The 13397-nt window shown below is 65.8% G+C and carries 12 protein-coding genes; 7 read left to right on the forward strand and 5 right to left on the reverse strand.

Going from position 1 to position 13397, the window contains the following annotated elements:
- Nucleotides 1-73: 73 nt before the first annotated feature.
- Nucleotides 74-2290, reverse strand: a complete 2217-nt coding sequence (locus tag KM135_RS05260) for a TonB-dependent receptor (RefSeq protein ID WP_221712914.1) — start codon at nucleotides 2288-2290, stop codon at nucleotides 74-76.
- 340 nt (nucleotides 2291-2630) lie between these two features.
- Here KM135_RS05260 and KM135_RS20195 point away from each other — a divergent pair, with 340 nt between their 5' ends.
- On the forward strand, nucleotides 2631-2714 hold the full coding sequence (locus tag KM135_RS20195) for a malonyl-CoA decarboxylase domain-containing protein (RefSeq protein ID WP_221713061.1): 84 nt from the start codon (nucleotides 2631-2633) through the stop codon (nucleotides 2712-2714).
- Nucleotides 2715-3108: 394 nt separating this feature from the next.
- Nucleotides 3109-5922: a DUF3857 domain-containing protein gene (locus tag KM135_RS05270; protein ID WP_246605751.1), complete on the forward strand. Its 2814-nt coding sequence runs from the start codon at nucleotides 3109-3111 to the stop codon at nucleotides 5920-5922.
- A gap of 172 nt (nucleotides 5923-6094) precedes the next feature.
- On the opposite strand, the gene purQ is transcribed toward KM135_RS05270, so the two are convergent.
- The 3 genes from purQ to KM135_RS05285 form a co-directional block, all read right to left on the reverse strand.
- Nucleotides 6095-6769 (reverse strand): phosphoribosylformylglycinamidine synthase subunit PurQ, encoded by a 675-nt coding sequence (gene purQ, locus KM135_RS05275; RefSeq protein ID WP_221712915.1) that lies wholly within the window; start codon nucleotides 6767-6769, stop codon nucleotides 6095-6097.
- Between the two features lie 29 nt (nucleotides 6770-6798).
- Nucleotides 6799-7032, reverse strand: coding sequence for a phosphoribosylformylglycinamidine synthase subunit PurS (gene purS / locus KM135_RS05280; protein WP_221712916.1), 234 nt, complete (start codon nucleotides 7030-7032; stop codon nucleotides 6799-6801).
- A gap of 386 nt (nucleotides 7033-7418) precedes the next feature.
- Nucleotides 7419-7925, reverse strand: a complete 507-nt coding sequence (locus tag KM135_RS05285; protein ID WP_221712917.1) for a DUF6456 domain-containing protein — start codon at nucleotides 7923-7925, stop codon at nucleotides 7419-7421.
- A 95-nt stretch (nucleotides 7926-8020) separates the two neighbouring features.
- Between KM135_RS05285 and KM135_RS05290 the strand changes: the two genes are divergently transcribed.
- From KM135_RS05290 to KM135_RS05300, 3 genes are all read left to right on the forward strand, one after another.
- The gene (locus tag KM135_RS05290; RefSeq protein WP_221712918.1) at nucleotides 8021-8584 is read left to right on the forward strand and encodes a helix-turn-helix domain-containing protein; all 564 of its coding nucleotides are present in this window, start codon (nucleotides 8021-8023) and stop codon (nucleotides 8582-8584) included.
- A 72-nt stretch (nucleotides 8585-8656) separates the two neighbouring features.
- The gene (locus KM135_RS05295) at nucleotides 8657-9505 is read left to right on the forward strand and encodes an alpha/beta fold hydrolase (protein ID WP_221712919.1); all 849 of its coding nucleotides are present in this window, start codon (nucleotides 8657-8659) and stop codon (nucleotides 9503-9505) included.
- Nucleotides 9506-9765: 260 nt separating this feature from the next.
- The gene (locus tag KM135_RS05300) at nucleotides 9766-10935 is read left to right on the forward strand and encodes a glycosyltransferase (RefSeq protein ID WP_221712920.1); all 1170 of its coding nucleotides are present in this window, start codon (nucleotides 9766-9768) and stop codon (nucleotides 10933-10935) included.
- Nucleotides 10936-11313: 378 nt separating this feature from the next.
- On the opposite strand, the gene KM135_RS05305 is transcribed toward KM135_RS05300, so the two are convergent.
- Nucleotides 11314-11481, reverse strand: a complete 168-nt coding sequence (locus KM135_RS05305; protein WP_221712921.1) for a hypothetical protein — start codon at nucleotides 11479-11481, stop codon at nucleotides 11314-11316.
- Between the two features lie 122 nt (nucleotides 11482-11603).
- Between KM135_RS05305 and rpiB the strand changes: the two genes are divergently transcribed.
- Together rpiB and glyA are read left to right on the forward strand one after the other, a co-directional pair.
- A complete protein-coding gene (gene rpiB / locus KM135_RS05310) occupies nucleotides 11604-12056 on the forward strand; it encodes a ribose 5-phosphate isomerase B (RefSeq protein ID WP_221712922.1) in 453 nt (150 codons plus the stop codon).
- 21 nt (nucleotides 12057-12077) lie between these two features.
- Complete coding sequence (gene glyA, locus KM135_RS05315; RefSeq protein ID WP_246605752.1) at nucleotides 12078-13397, forward strand: serine hydroxymethyltransferase; 1320 nt, start codon at nucleotides 12078-12080, stop codon at nucleotides 13395-13397.

The following is a 13397-nucleotide window of genomic DNA, read 5'->3' on the forward strand; positions in this document are numbered from 1 at the left end:
AGAGCGGGATATTCGGAGAGAATGGGACGACCCGGACCGATGAAGCTGGTCCGGGCCGTCCCTCGGGGGAGGACTAGAATTTGAAGCCGGCGCGAACACCATAGGTACGCGGATCGGCGACCGCCACGGTGGCGAACGTGCCCGAAGCGGCCGTCGTTACGACCATGGCGTTTTCGAGGTTCTTGCCGAAACCCTGAACATACCAGCGGTTGTCCGGCGCGTTGTAGGTCAGCGTCACGTCCGTCTTGGTGTATCCGGGGACGCGGAACTGATTGAGCGTGCCGAGCGCCGCGAGCCGATAGCTGTCGGACACCCGCGTGCGCACGCCGGCCTGGATATTGCCGCCGCCGCTCAGCTCGAAGGTCTGCGTATAGCCGGCGGTGAACGTCCATTCCGGCGAACGGTCGAGCTTCTTCCCGGCCCAGTTCACTGTCGGCTGGGGGAGGAATTCCGCATAGCGCGCATTCAGCCAGGCGACGGAGAAGTCGAACTTGCTGTTCCTGGCCGGCTGGATCACGCCTTCGGCTTCCACGCCGTCCACCTTCGCCTTCGCCGCGTTGGTGGTCACCTGGCAGGGACCGCCGCAGACGGTGGACAGCTGGCTGAGCTGGATGCCGCTATAATCATAGTGGAAGGCCGCGAGGTTGAGACGCACCGCATTGTCCGCAAAGCGCGTCTTCAGGCCGATTTCATAAGAGGTCAGCGTCTCGGGATCATAATAGAGCGCTGCGGCAGGCAATGTGCATCCGGTGCCGGTGCCCGTTTCGCACCCGTCGTTGAAGCCGCCCGCCTTGTAGCCGGTGGCGACCACGCCATAGAGCAGCGTGCGGTCGTTCACGTCATAGTCGAGGCCCACGCGCCAAGTCGTCTTGGAGAAGTTCCGCTTGGCCACGTTCGGCGTCTTCACGTCGGTCGCCGCATTGCAGGCGATCGATCCGCACATCACGGTGAAGCCGACGCGCGACTTGAGATCGTGCGAATAGCGGATGCCGCCGGTCAGGTGGAGGCGATCGGTCAGATTATAGGTAGCCTGCCCGAAGAAGGCATAGGATTCGGCGACCGTGGGGTCCTGCGGAAAACCGAAGGCATAGCCGGTGGTGCCCGGCGTCGGCGACAGCAGGCCGAGCAGGTAGAAGCCGATGCCGGACTGCTCCTTGAAATAATAGGCGCCGGCCTGCGCCTTCAGCGGACCATCAGCATTGGTCGAGAAGCGCAGTTCCTGGCTGGTCTGCCAATATTTGCCGGAGAAGGTGTTCTGGATGCCGGCCACGCCCGCCAACTCGCTCACGCCGTCCTCGCGGCGGCTGAAGCGGCGGTAGGAGCCCAGATAGTTCACCGACACAGGACCAAGGTCATAGTTCAGGTCCGCCAGCAGGCCCCAGCTATAATCGTCCCGGAAATGCGTGCCCGCGAACGGGATGTTCAACGTGAGCAGCTTCGTGACGTCGCGATCATCGGCAATATAGCTGGGATCGACCCCGCTCGTGTTGAAGTTCGCAAAGAATTGCTGCGTCGGCACCACATTGGTGGTCACGCCCTTGATCGAGGAATAATCTCCGCGCAGCACCAGCTCGCCCCGGCCGAGGTCGATGAGGGCGGACAGGCGGACGGAAGCGTTCTTCTTGTAGGGATCGAGCGATGTCTTGAAGTTGGCGCCCTCATTCAGGAAGCTGTCGCGACGGTCGTAATTGGCGGCGAGCCGCAGCGCCACCATCTCGCCGACCGGCAGGTTGATCACGCCGCTTGCCTGCTGCGTATTGTAATTGCCGTAACCGAGATCGACCGAGCCTTCGACGACGCCGAGCTTGGGCTTGTTGGTGATGACGTTGACGAGGCCCGCCGTGGTGTTGCGCCCGAACAGCGTGCCCTGCGGTCCGCGCAGCACCTCCACGCGGGCGATATCGAAGAACGAGACCTCCTGCGCCTGCGGGCGGGCGATATAGACGCCGTCCGCCATGAAGGCCGCCGATGGATCGCCCTTTTCCGTACCGTCCGTGCTGGTCACGCCGCGAATGGTGATTTGCAGGCCGTTCGCGCGGTCGATTGAGAGATTGGGCACCTGCTCCGCGAGCGTGGTCGGATTGGTGATGCCGGCGGCGCTCAGGGCCTGACCGCTGACCGCCGTCAGGGCGACCGGGGTCTTGGACGCGAGCGATTCCGTGCGGTTGGCCGTCACGATGATATCGCCTTCGGTGAGGGCCGCGCCGCCATCGGACTGGTCCGTTTGCGCCAGGCCCGGCGCACTGAGCGCCATTGCCGAAGCGAGACAGGCTGTATGAATGATTTTCATTTTTCTCCTCCCTTTGCTTTGCGTTCTTGGTTTTGTCGCGTCCCTCCAGGACGCGCGGCGTCGCCCTGCGAAACGCAGTGCAATAATCAGACTTTCGTGGTTTCCGCTTGCGAGCGACGTGATCAGCCGGACTGGGCGATGCGGGCCGCATCGGCGCCGAGGCAGCGGCTCTTACACCTCGTATTCGCGAAGGAATTCGTCGCGCAGCGCGCGATCAGAGCGTTCCGCTCATCACCCTGTCCTCTCCGTTCTAGGGCTGGTTCACCCGCCTTATAGGAGGACATTGATCGCTTATGGCAACGCTGTCAAGACTGCGCTGTCAATTCGTGTCTGATGACGAATGGAGAGGATCGACTGGGCCAGCTCTGCGGACCTGTTTGAGCGATTCATTGGGTACGAAGCGGTCCATTCGATCGCGACTTGACACGAATTGGCCGTCCAGGTCGCGAGGTGTCCCTCGACCAGGGCGAGCCGACCGTGGCCCCTCCTCTCGCACCGATTCCGTCAGCACCAGCGTCTCCGCGCCGATGACTGAGGTGGTTCCGCCATCTCGATAAGGACAGACATTTGCCCGATCTTAGATATTGGAGGAGCCCAGCTGGTCGCACCACTGCCGCGGAACTCCATTTCTGGTCACAGCACTGAACTATGGGCGTCGGAGGTTCGAATCCTCATCGTCCCGAACAATTTCCGTAAATCGGAAGAATATGCGGGTTTTTCGCCCGTCGGCGCGTAGTCACCCCGCTGCCTCGCGCGCAATCGATTGAGCGCCCGTCGCCAATGCGGTAGCTCTATGGGCTGAGACGTTTTGGAAGGTTATGATGTTGAGCCGGAACCTGTTTGCCGCGACGACGATCGCGGTGCTTCTTTGCGGAAGCGCCGCGCAGGCCGCGGAGACGCCGCTCTACGTTCCGACCCCGGACTGGGTGACGCTGGCCAGGCTGCCCGATCCGGCCGGCATCGGCGCGACCGGTCCGGCCGTGCTCATCTTCGACGTGCAGCAGCGCATCACCAAGGGCGCGCTCTGGAACTATGTCGATACGGCCCAGCGCATCACCTCGCCCGAGCAGCTCAACCAGCTCGCCAATCTCACCTTGCCCTGGGCGCCGGACAAGGGCGACCTGCACATCCATGAGCTGGCGATCGTGCGCAATGGCGAACTCATCAATCTGCTGGCGGGCGGCAAGACCTTCACCGTGCTGCGGCGCGAGCAGAGCCTGGAGCAGCGCGAGCTGACCGGCGTACTCACCGCGACGATGGCAGTCGAGGGCCTGCGCGTGGGCGACATTCTCCGCCTGCGCTTCTCGACCACCAGCGCGGACAAGGCGCTGGGCGGCCATGTCCAGGCGCTGGCGCCGCTCATCACCGCGCCGGTCACCGTCTCGCAGGGGAAATTGCGGGCAATCTGGTCGAACGACGTCAAGGCGAACTGGAAGCTTTCGATTCCCGGCATCGGCGCCAAGCCGGTGCGCGGCCAGGATTTCACGGAGCTGAGCTTCACTCTCCCCGCCCCGCGCCCGCCGGAAATGCCGCAGGATGCGCCCGGCCGCTTCCGCCCGCCCTCACTGCTGGAAATCTCGACCTTCGCAGACTGGAAAGACGTCTCGCGGACCATGTATCCGCTGTTTGCCAGCAAGGGCCTCATCAAGGCGGACAGCGCGCTGCTGCCCGAGATCGAGGCGATCAAGGCTGCCGACAAGACCCAGCTCGGCCGGGTCCAGAAGGCGCTGCAGCTCGTGCAGGACAAGGTGCGCTATCTCGCCGTCTCGATGGACGGAGGCAATTATGTGCCGCAGACACCCGAGCAGACCTGGGCCATGCGCTATGGCGATTGCAAGGCGAAGACGCTGCTGCTGCTCGCGATTCTCGATGCGCTCGGCATCAAGGCCGAGGCGGTCCTCGCGCATACCGAGCTGGGCGATCTCGTCGTCAATCGCCTGCCGAGCGCCGCCGCGTTCAATCACATCATCGTGCGCGCCGAGGTCGACGGGCAATCGCTCTGGCTGGACGGCACCGGCCTTGGCGCCCGCGCGGAGGATATCCGCGACACGCCGCCGTTCCGCAATGTCCTGCCTCTGCGCGCCGCCGGCGGCGAATTGATGAAGATCGAGCCGCGCAAGAGCGGCCGCCCGACCTTCGATCTCACGATGAGCATCAACGAGAGCACGAGCGTCGATCTGCCGACGCCTTTCTCGCTCTCGCTCGTCCTGCGCGGCGCGACCGCCATGCAGCTCAACGTCGTGCGCAACCAGATGGATGCCGGGCGCCAGCGCGAGGTCATGGGCCAGTTTTTGAACCGCATCGTCGGTGAGTCCCAGTTCGGCCAGATCGAGCTGATCCCGGACGAGAAAGCCGCGAGCATGACGATCAAGGCGCGCGGCGTCACCGGCAGCACCTGGCGCTGGGACGACAAGGCGCTGAAGCGCGGCCTCGACCGGGGCATCGCCGCTCTTAATTTCGATCCGGACCGTGCCCGCGCCGCCTGGTCCGCCATTCCCGTCGCGATGCTCGCGCCGGAGGGACGGCGGATGGTCCTGCGTGTTCGCCTGCCGAATAACGGCCGCGATTTCCGCATCGACGGCCTGCCGAACCTGAGCGACCGCATCGCCGGCTACGAAATCAGCCGCACAGTTTCGATGGAGAACGGCGTCGTCACGGTGGACGAGCGCGTGGATTCGACCGGCGCCGAAATTCCGGCCGCTCAGGTCGGTGCCGAGAAGGATCGCCTCGCGACGGCCCGGGCGCGCTCGCCTCGCCTTATCGCTCCGGTCGGGACGCTGCGCCGCTGGGAAATCGCCGGCAAGGATGCCGACGGCGCAAACCAGATCGCTTCCGCCGAGACCATCTTCGCCAATGCCATCGCCGCCGCACCCGGCGAGATGGCCGGCTATCGCGGCCGCGCCTTCTTCCGTCGCGCCGTCAACAACGGCAAGGGGGCGCTCGCCGATCTCGATAAGGCGATCGAGCTGGAGCCGGATCTGCAGCTCTATCTTGCCCGCGCCGCACTCTATGAGGAACAGGGCAATCTCGCCGCCGCGCTCAAGGATGCCGACAGCGCCCGGCAGCTCGATCCGGCCTCCGTCCCCGCGACGGTCAAGGTCGCCGGCCTGCGCGCGGAACGCGGCGATGTTCGCGGCGCCGTCGATCTGCTCGATCAGCGCATCAGCCTGGGCGGCGAGACCCGCCAGACCTACAATGAGGCCAAGGCCGATCTGCTCGGCCGCTTCGGCGATTCGGCCGAAGCGCTGAAACTGGTCGAGACGCTCATGGCCGACCGGCCCGGCACGCCGAGCCTCCTGAACCTGCGCTGCTGGATCAAGGGCACGCGCCAGGTCGAGGTCGAGACGGCCGCGAAGGACTGCACCTCCGCGCTGGAACTGAGCAGCAATCCATACGCCATCCTTGATAGCCGCGCGCTCGTCTCCTACCGCCTCGGCCGCTACGAGGACGCGATCCGCGATCTCGATGCGGTGCTGAATGCCGTGCCCAGCATGGCCGAGAGCCGCTTCATGCGCGGCGTCATCCTCGCGCGGCTGGACCGCATGAGCGAGAGCGCCACCGAGCTGGAAATGGCCCGCCGCCTCAAGCCCCGCATCGATCAGGAATATGCCCGCTTCGGCATCAAGCCGTAGGGTGGCTACTAGTCGGCCCAAGACTTTGCAGCTTGCGTCGAGATTTTGCTCAGGCCGGAGCGAAAATGGTGGTTTCGTGTGACCCGGAGCGCAGCGTACTCAATGTACGTGAGCACCGGAAGCGCGCGGAACCGCCATTTGCAGCCCGGCCTGGGCGAAATATCGATGCAAGCTAGGCCTTGGCCATCAGGCTCTCGACCAGCCCTTCGAACAGCCGCCGCCCATCGGTGCCGCCATGCGCCTTCTCGATGACGCGCTCGGGGTGCGGCATCATGCCCAGCACATTGCCCGCATCGTTGAGGATGCCGGCGATGTTCCGCGCCGAGCCGTTGACGCTCTCGGCATAGCGGAAGGCAACGCGGCCTTCCTGCTCCAGACGGTCAAGCGTCTGCACATCCGCGAAATAATTGCCGTCATGATGCGCGACCGGAAAGCTGATCTGCTCACCCGCGCCATAGCGACTGGTGAACGCGCTCTGGCTGTTGTCGACGGTCAGCGCGACATCGCGGCAGACGAAATGCGTGCCGGCATTGCGCATCAGCGCGCCGGGCAGCAGGCCGGTCTCCGTCAGCACCTGGAAGCCGTTGCAGATGCCGAGCACGAAGGTGCCGCGCGCTGCCGCCTGCGCCACGGCCTGCATCACCGGCGAGCGCGCCGCCATCGCGCCGGAGCGCAGATAATCGCCATAGGAGAAGCCACCGGGCACGCCGATCAGGTCCAGACCGTCGGGCAGTTCCGTCTCGCGGTGCCAGACCATGGCCGGTCTGGATCCGCTCACCGCTTCGAACGCGACGGCAAGGTCGCGATCGCAGTTCGATCCGGGGAAGACGATGACGGCACTCTTCATCGCGGGTACTCTCTGTTCAGGCGCCCAATTCAGGCAACAGTCTCGATCCGGTAATTCTCGATCACGGTGTTCGCGAGCAGCTTCTGGCACATCGCGTCGATGTCCGCGTCGCTCGTCCCGTCGGCCAGCTCCAGCTCGATCAGCTTGCCGGCACGCACATCGTTGACGCCGCCGAAGCCGAGCCCCTCGAGCGCATGCTGGATCGCCTTGCCCTGCGGATCGAGAACACCGGACTTCAAGGTGACGAACACGCGAGCTTTCATGGGGGTCGAGTCCTCCTGACCGGGTCGATGGGCAAGCCCCTAGACCCGCCGGACGCGAGCCGCAAGGGGCGGAGGCCCATGCGCCGCCCTCGCTGGCATTGAATCCTGTCCCTTCACCCGTCACCTCGGACTCCCGCTTTTTCTTTCGTTCCGCTGCAAGAGGGCGCGATCTGCTATGCGTAGAACCAAGGCAAAGCCGTCAAACTTCGTTTTTCTCACGCGGAGACACCGAGACGCGGAGGATTCTTTCTGGTTCTCTCCGCGCCTCTGCGTCTTCGCGCGAACCAAAAAATCCATCGCAGCCATCATGCTCAGACCGTCGGCAAGAAGCGAAACTCCGGGGCAAGCCGGGGCGATGCGCCATCTAAAACGTCAAACTCGGCCGACTATCCTATCCGATAGTAATCCGCGACCCGGTCCAGCGCGAAGCCCAGCACCAGCTTGCCCGCCCGAGCCGGCCATCCCAGTGCCTGCTCCGCCGCACCGATCGCTTCGCACGCGCAGGCCACGCGCCACAGCACATCGGCAAGGCCCGGCCCGGCATTGGCAAGCGCCCCTTGCAGCCGCTCCCGCGCCCCGATCTGCGCCATGCCGCGATCCGGCTCGCCGGGCGCCGCGCGCCGCCCGCGCGAGGGCGCTGCCGCCATGTCCCAGTTCATCGTCACCCGCGCGCCGAGCCCCGCCCGCTCCCAGTCGCGCCTTATCGCCTCGGCCGCATCATATTGCCGCCGCGTGATCATCTTGCGCACATGCAGCCAGCTCACCGGCGATTCCGCCAGATTGACCTGCAGCCGGTGTGGTTTCCCGTCCGGCCCCTCGATCGTCCGCTCCACCAGCCGCTCCTGCTTCGTCGCTCGCGTAACCGCCCCAGTAACCGCCCCAGTAACCGCCATGCCCATGCCTCCACGAATCGATTGAGAAGAGGCATTGCCATGAGGAGATAAATGTAGGACAGAGATAACCGATACGGTTATTCGGGAGCTTTTGGATGATCACGCGGATCCGCGAAGTGCGCAAGGCGCGCGGCCTGACTCTGGAAGAAGTCGGCGCTCGCTGCGAGCCGCCGACCACCGCGCAGACGATAGGCCGCCTCGAGACAGGCACGCGAACCGTATCGGTCAAGTGGCTGAACCGCATCGCCGCCGCGCTCGGCGTGCAGGCGAGCGATCTGGTCGATCTGCCCGCGAGCGAGAAGGTGCCCGTCGCCGCTCTGGTTGGCCCGGACGGCGCCGGCGCCCCCAGCCGCCCGCTCACCCTCGTGCCGCCCAGCGTGCCCAAGGGCGCCCTCGGCATCCGCATGACCGCGGCGCTCGGCGACTATCGCGCCGGTGACGAGCTCTGGTGCGAGCCGCTCTCGCCCGAGCGCTTTGCCGAGGCGCTCAACCGCGACATCCTCGTCCCCCGCCCCGCCGGTCGCTTCCTGTTCGGCCGCCTCATCGGCCGCGACGGCGCGATGCTCCATCTCCTGCCGCTCGGCATCGGCATGCGTCAGCAAGTGGTCAACGATCCAGCCTGGATCGCGCTGCCGGTCCGGCTGATCCGGGGGCTGTAAGCAGGGACCTCGCGCGGGAGTAGCGCCCGCCCCCGCCGCCTGATAGCCTCCGCCCCGGAAGTGGAGACTCTCATGCGCTCAGCCCTGCTCGCCTTCGCGTTCGTCCTCGCCTCTCTGCTCTCCGCGCCCGCCACCGCGCAGGAGCACTGGAAAGCCCTCCCGCCCCTGCCCGAAATGCCGGCGCCGGACCTCAACGGCTCCGTCTCGCATGAAGGCGCGGACATTCACTACAAGCTCTATGGCAAGGGCCCGCCCGTGGTCCTGCTCCATGGCGGCCTGTCGAACAGCGAATATTGGGCGAACCAGATCGCGCCGCTCGCCCGCACGCACCAGCTCATCCTCATCGACAGCCGGGGCCATGGCCGCAGCTCACGCGACGACCAGCCATACAGCTACGAGCTGATGGCCTCGGACGTGATCGCCGTCATGGACATCCTCAAGGTGCAGAAGGCCGCCGTCGTCGGCTGGAGCGACGGCGCCATCAACGGCCTCGTCCTCGCGCTCAAGCATCCCGATCGCCTCACCCGCGTGTTCGCCTTCGCCGCCAACATGGACCCGAGCGGCGTCGACCTCGCCGGCACCGAGCGCCCGCCCTTCACCACCTTCATCGAGCGCGCCCGCAAGGAATATGCCCGCCTCTCCTGGACGCCCGACGACTTCGACGCTTTCCTCGCCGCCATCGGCCAGATGTGGGAGACGCAGCCCAATTACAGCGCGGCCGATCTCGGCACGATCAAGGTCCCCGTCGCCATCGTCGACGGCGATCATGACGAAGCGATCAAGGCCGACCACACGACCTATCTCGCCAACGCCATCCCCGGCGCGAAGCTGATCTGGCTCAAGGACACCAGCCATTTCGCGATGTTGCAGGACCCGAAGGGGTTCAACGCGGCGCTGACCGCGTTTCTGGATGGGCCTTGATCGAGAGCCGGAGGAAGCCGCACTGCTAGCCCTCTCCCGCCTGCGGGAGAGGGTTGGGTGAGGGTCTTCTTCCGTCATAGCGCTTGAAGTCGGAGGAGGAGGAAGACCCTCACGCTCCCACCGCTACGCGGCGGGGCCCTCCCTCTCCCGCGAAGGCGGGAGAGGGCAATTGGAGCGCCTCACCTTCCAGGCCTCTTGCTCAAACCCCGAACACCACCACCCTAATGCCTTCTTCACGCCCACCTGCTAGTCCGCCCCCCATGACCCTGCGCGTCCTCACGCTCTCGACGCTTTTCACCGACGCGACCCGCCCCAATTTCGGCGTGTTCGTCGAGCGGCAGACGCGCGAGCTGGCGTCGCGCGAGGGCGTCGAGCTGACCGTCATCGCCCCCATCGGCATCCCGCCTCGGCCGCTCTCGCTGCATCCGCGCTACCGCCCCCTCGCCGCCCTGCCCGCGCACGAGCAATGGCGCGGCCTCGCCGTCCATCGCCCACGTTTCCCGATCGTCCCGGCGATCGGCGGCCGCTGGCACCCCGCGCTCATGACGCGCGCGATCCGCCCGCTTGTCCGCCGCCTCCACGCCGAAAAGCCGTTCGACGTGATCGACGCCAGCTTCTTCTTCCCGGACGGCCCGGTCGCCCGCCGCCTCGCGGCCGATCTGGGCATCCCCTATTCGGTCAAGGCACGCGGCGCCGACATTCATCATTGGGGCCGCGATCCCGCGACCGCCGATATGGTCCGAGACGCCGCCGATCATGCCGCCGGACTGCTCGCCGTCAGCGCCGCGATGAAGGCGGACATGGCCGCACTCGGCATCGATCCGGACAAGATCCGCGTCCATTATACCGGCGTCGATCTCGACCGCTTCGCCCTCACCGATCGCGCGCAGGCCAAGGCCGCCAAGGGACTCTCCGGCCCGGTGATCGCCACACTCGGCGCGCTCATCCCGCGCAAGGGCCAGGCACTGGTGATCGACGCGCTCGCCGGCCTGCCCGAAGCGACCCTGCTCCTCCTCGGCGACGGCCCGGACCGCCCCGCGCTCGAAGCGCAAGCCCGCAATCTCGGCCTTGCCGAGCGCGTCCACTTTCTCGGCAGCGTGCCCCATGCCGATCTCCCGGGCTGGCTCGCCGCAAGCGATGTGATGGCCCTCCCCTCCGCTTCGGAAGGGCTGGCCAATGCCTGGGTGGAGGCGCTCGCCTGTGGCGCCCCGCTGGTCATCAGCGAAGCCGGCGGCGCCCGCGAACTGGTCGACCGCCCTGAGGCCGGCCGCATCGTGCCGCGCGAGGCAGAGGCCATCCGCACCGCCATCACCGACCTCCTCGCCACCCCGCCCGATCCCGCCGCCGTCCGCGAAGCCGCCCGCCGCTTCACCTGGACCGCCAATGGCGACACGCTGCTGGCACATTTGAAAGCCTGCGCGGGCAAGTAAGCGCCCACGAATGCAGGGTCGCTCCAATGCCGTCAGGCTTTATTATCTCCAAAAAAGACCTCCGGTCGGCCACGCCCCACCATCAAAGGCCTGTCCTACAACACCCTTTACATGCCAGCCTTCGTCCCTGCGCCGATCAGCATCGCCGCTCTTTGACCCCGTAAAAATCCCGAAAATCCGCCAGTTCCGCTCACCCCGGAGCAGACTTTTGCGCGCGCACCATGCGTCACACGCGCGAAATTAGAGAAGATAAGGCGGCAAGCCTCTGAAATTGCTTGCCTTCATGTTCGCCTCATCTCGCAAGAGCGGCCAATTTACCGGCTTTCAGGCGCACATCGCGTCAACTTACGACGCACAAAGCCCCGAAAGCGCCCCATCTCACGGAAAAGGAATCGACCACATCGCCACATTGAAGAACATCACCAGCGCCGCCACCAGCATCAGCCAGCCCTGCTTGTGCTCGCGCTTCTTCACGAGGAGATGGACGCCGCCGATCGTCAGCGCGATGCCGGCCAGCATGAGGATGGAGAGGATCGTGCCGCTCATCCCGGCGCCCTAGCTCGATAGTCCGCCAGGCGCAATCTGCGGTGGCATTCCTGACGCTGTGACACTAGATAGCGGGCCAATCGCGACTCGCTGCCGAATGCCGTCGCGCGGGGACTGGACCAATGCGCATCGCCATCGCTTCCGATCATGCCGCCGTGGCGCTCAAGGCGTCGCTTGCGGAGTGGCTGCGCGAGCAGGGCCATGACGTGACCGATCTCGGCCCTGAGGGCACGGAAAGCGTCGATTACCCCGATTATGGTTACAAGCTGGCCGAGGAAATCGCCGCCGGTCGCGCCGAGCGCGGCGTAGCGCTGTGCGGATCGGGCATCGGCATCTCGATCGCGGTCAACCGCAATCCGGCCTGCCGCTGCGCCCTCGTCAACGAGCCGCTGTCCGCGTCCCTTTCGCGCGAACATAATGACGCCAATGTCATCGCTATGGGCGCCCGCCTGACCGGCATCGACATGGCCAAGGCCTGCCTCACCGCTTTTCTGGCGACGCCGTTCGGCGGCGATCGCCATGCCCGCCGCGTCGGCAAGCTCGGCAAACCGCCCGTCCCTGCTCACACCGAATAAGTACCGAAGGAATCCTGTCCCATGACTGCCACGTCCGCCGTCGCCGATAATTCGAACGAACTCGCGATCCGCGCGCCCGGCTTCTTCACGGCCGGTCTGGCGGAAGCCGATCCGGAGGTGTTCGCGGCCATTCAGGGTGAACTCAAGCGCCAGCAGGACAAGATCGAGCTGATCGCCTCGGAGAACATCGTCAGCCAGGCGGTTCTGGAAGCGACCGGCTCGGTGTTCACGAACAAGTACGCGGAAGGCTATCCCGGCAAGCGCTATTATGGCGGCTGCGAGTGGGCCGACGTGGTCGAAAACCTCGCCATCGAGCGCGCCAAGCAGCTGTTCGGCTGCGCCTTCGCGAACGTGCAGCCCAATAGCGGCAGCCAGATGAACCAGGCCGTGTTCCTTGCGCTGCTCCAGCCGGGCGACACCTTCATGGGCCTCGATCTGTCGGCAGGCGGCCATCTGACCCACGGTTCGCCGGTCAACATGTCCGGCAAGTGGTTCAATTGCGTGCCTTATGGCGTGCGCAAGGAAGACCAGCTGCTCGACATGGATGCTGTGGCCGCGCTCGCCCGTCAGCACAAGCCCAAGCTCATCATCGCGGGCGCCACCGCCTATCCGCGCCTGTGGGACTTCGCTGCCTTCCGCGCCATCGCGGATGAGGTCGGCGCTTATCTCCTGGTCGACATGTCGCACTTCGCGGGCCTCGTCGCGGGCGGCGCGCATCCCTCGCCCTTCCCGCATGCCCATGTCGTCACGACCACCACGCACAAGTCGATGCGCGGCCCCCGCTCGGGCATCATCCTCACCAATGACGAGGCGCTCGCCAAGAAGATGAACTCGGCCGTGTTCCCCGGCCTGCAGGGCGGCCCGCTGGTCCATGTGATCGCGGCCAAGGCCGTCGCCTTCGCCGAGGCGCTGCAGCCCGAGTTCAAGGCCTATGCCCGTCAGATCGCAGCCAATGCCAAGGCGCTGGCCGCCAGCCTCGCCGATGCTGGTGTCGCGGTCGTCTCGGGCGGCACGGACAATCATCTGATGCTGATCGACCTGCGCTCGCGCAACACGACCGGCAAGGCCGCGGAGAAGGCGCTCGATCGCGCTTACATCACCTGCAACAAGAACAGCGTGCCGTTCGACACGGCTTCACCCTTCGTCACTTCCGGCCTGCGCCTCGGCACCCCCGCCGGCACGACCCGCGGCTTCCGCGAGGCAGAGTTCCGCCTGATCGGCCAGTGGATCGCCGAAGTGGTCGAGGGCCTGCGCAAGAATGGCGAGGAAGGCGACGGCCAGGTCGAGGCGCATGTCCGCGACAAGGTCAAGGACCTGACCGCCCGTTTCCCGATCTACTGA

It is taken from the genome of Sphingobium xanthum (genome assembly GCF_019737615.1).
In the GTDB taxonomy this organism is placed as follows: Bacteria; Pseudomonadota; Alphaproteobacteria; order Sphingomonadales; family Sphingomonadaceae; genus Sphingobium; species Sphingobium xanthum.

Excerpts from the sequence above, each read along its gene's own strand:
- purS (WP_221712916.1), bottom strand. The coding sequence starts at position 7,032 with ATGAAAGCTCGCGTGTTCGTCACCTTGAAGTCCGGTGTTCTCGATCCG.
- rpiB (WP_221712922.1), top strand. The coding sequence starts at position 11,604 with ATGCGCATCGCCATCGCTTCCGATCATGCCGCCGTGGCGCTCAAGGCG.
- KM135_RS05300 (WP_221712920.1), top strand. The coding sequence starts at position 9,766 with ATGACCCTGCGCGTCCTCACGCTCTCGACGCTTTTCACCGACGCGACC.
- KM135_RS05305 (WP_221712921.1), bottom strand. The coding sequence starts at position 11,481 with ATGAGCGGCACGATCCTCTCCATCCTCATGCTGGCCGGCATCGCGCTG.
- glyA (WP_246605752.1), top strand. The coding sequence starts at position 12,078 with ATGACTGCCACGTCCGCCGTCGCCGATAATTCGAACGAACTCGCGATC.
- KM135_RS20195 (WP_221713061.1), top strand. The coding sequence starts at position 2,631 with ATGGAGAGGATCGACTGGGCCAGCTCTGCGGACCTGTTTGAGCGATTC.
- purQ (WP_221712915.1), bottom strand. The coding sequence starts at position 6,769 with ATGAAGAGTGCCGTCATCGTCTTCCCCGGATCGAACTGCGATCGCGAC.
- KM135_RS05295 (WP_221712919.1), top strand. The coding sequence starts at position 8,657 with ATGCGCTCAGCCCTGCTCGCCTTCGCGTTCGTCCTCGCCTCTCTGCTC.
- KM135_RS05285 (WP_221712917.1), bottom strand. The coding sequence starts at position 7,925 with ATGGCGGTTACTGGGGCGGTTACTGGGGCGGTTACGCGAGCGACGAAG.
- KM135_RS05260 (WP_221712914.1), bottom strand. The coding sequence starts at position 2,290 with ATGAAAATCATTCATACAGCCTGTCTCGCTTCGGCAATGGCGCTCAGT.
- KM135_RS05270 (WP_246605751.1), top strand. The coding sequence starts at position 3,109 with ATGATGTTGAGCCGGAACCTGTTTGCCGCGACGACGATCGCGGTGCTT.
- KM135_RS05290 (WP_221712918.1), top strand. The coding sequence starts at position 8,021 with ATGATCACGCGGATCCGCGAAGTGCGCAAGGCGCGCGGCCTGACTCTG.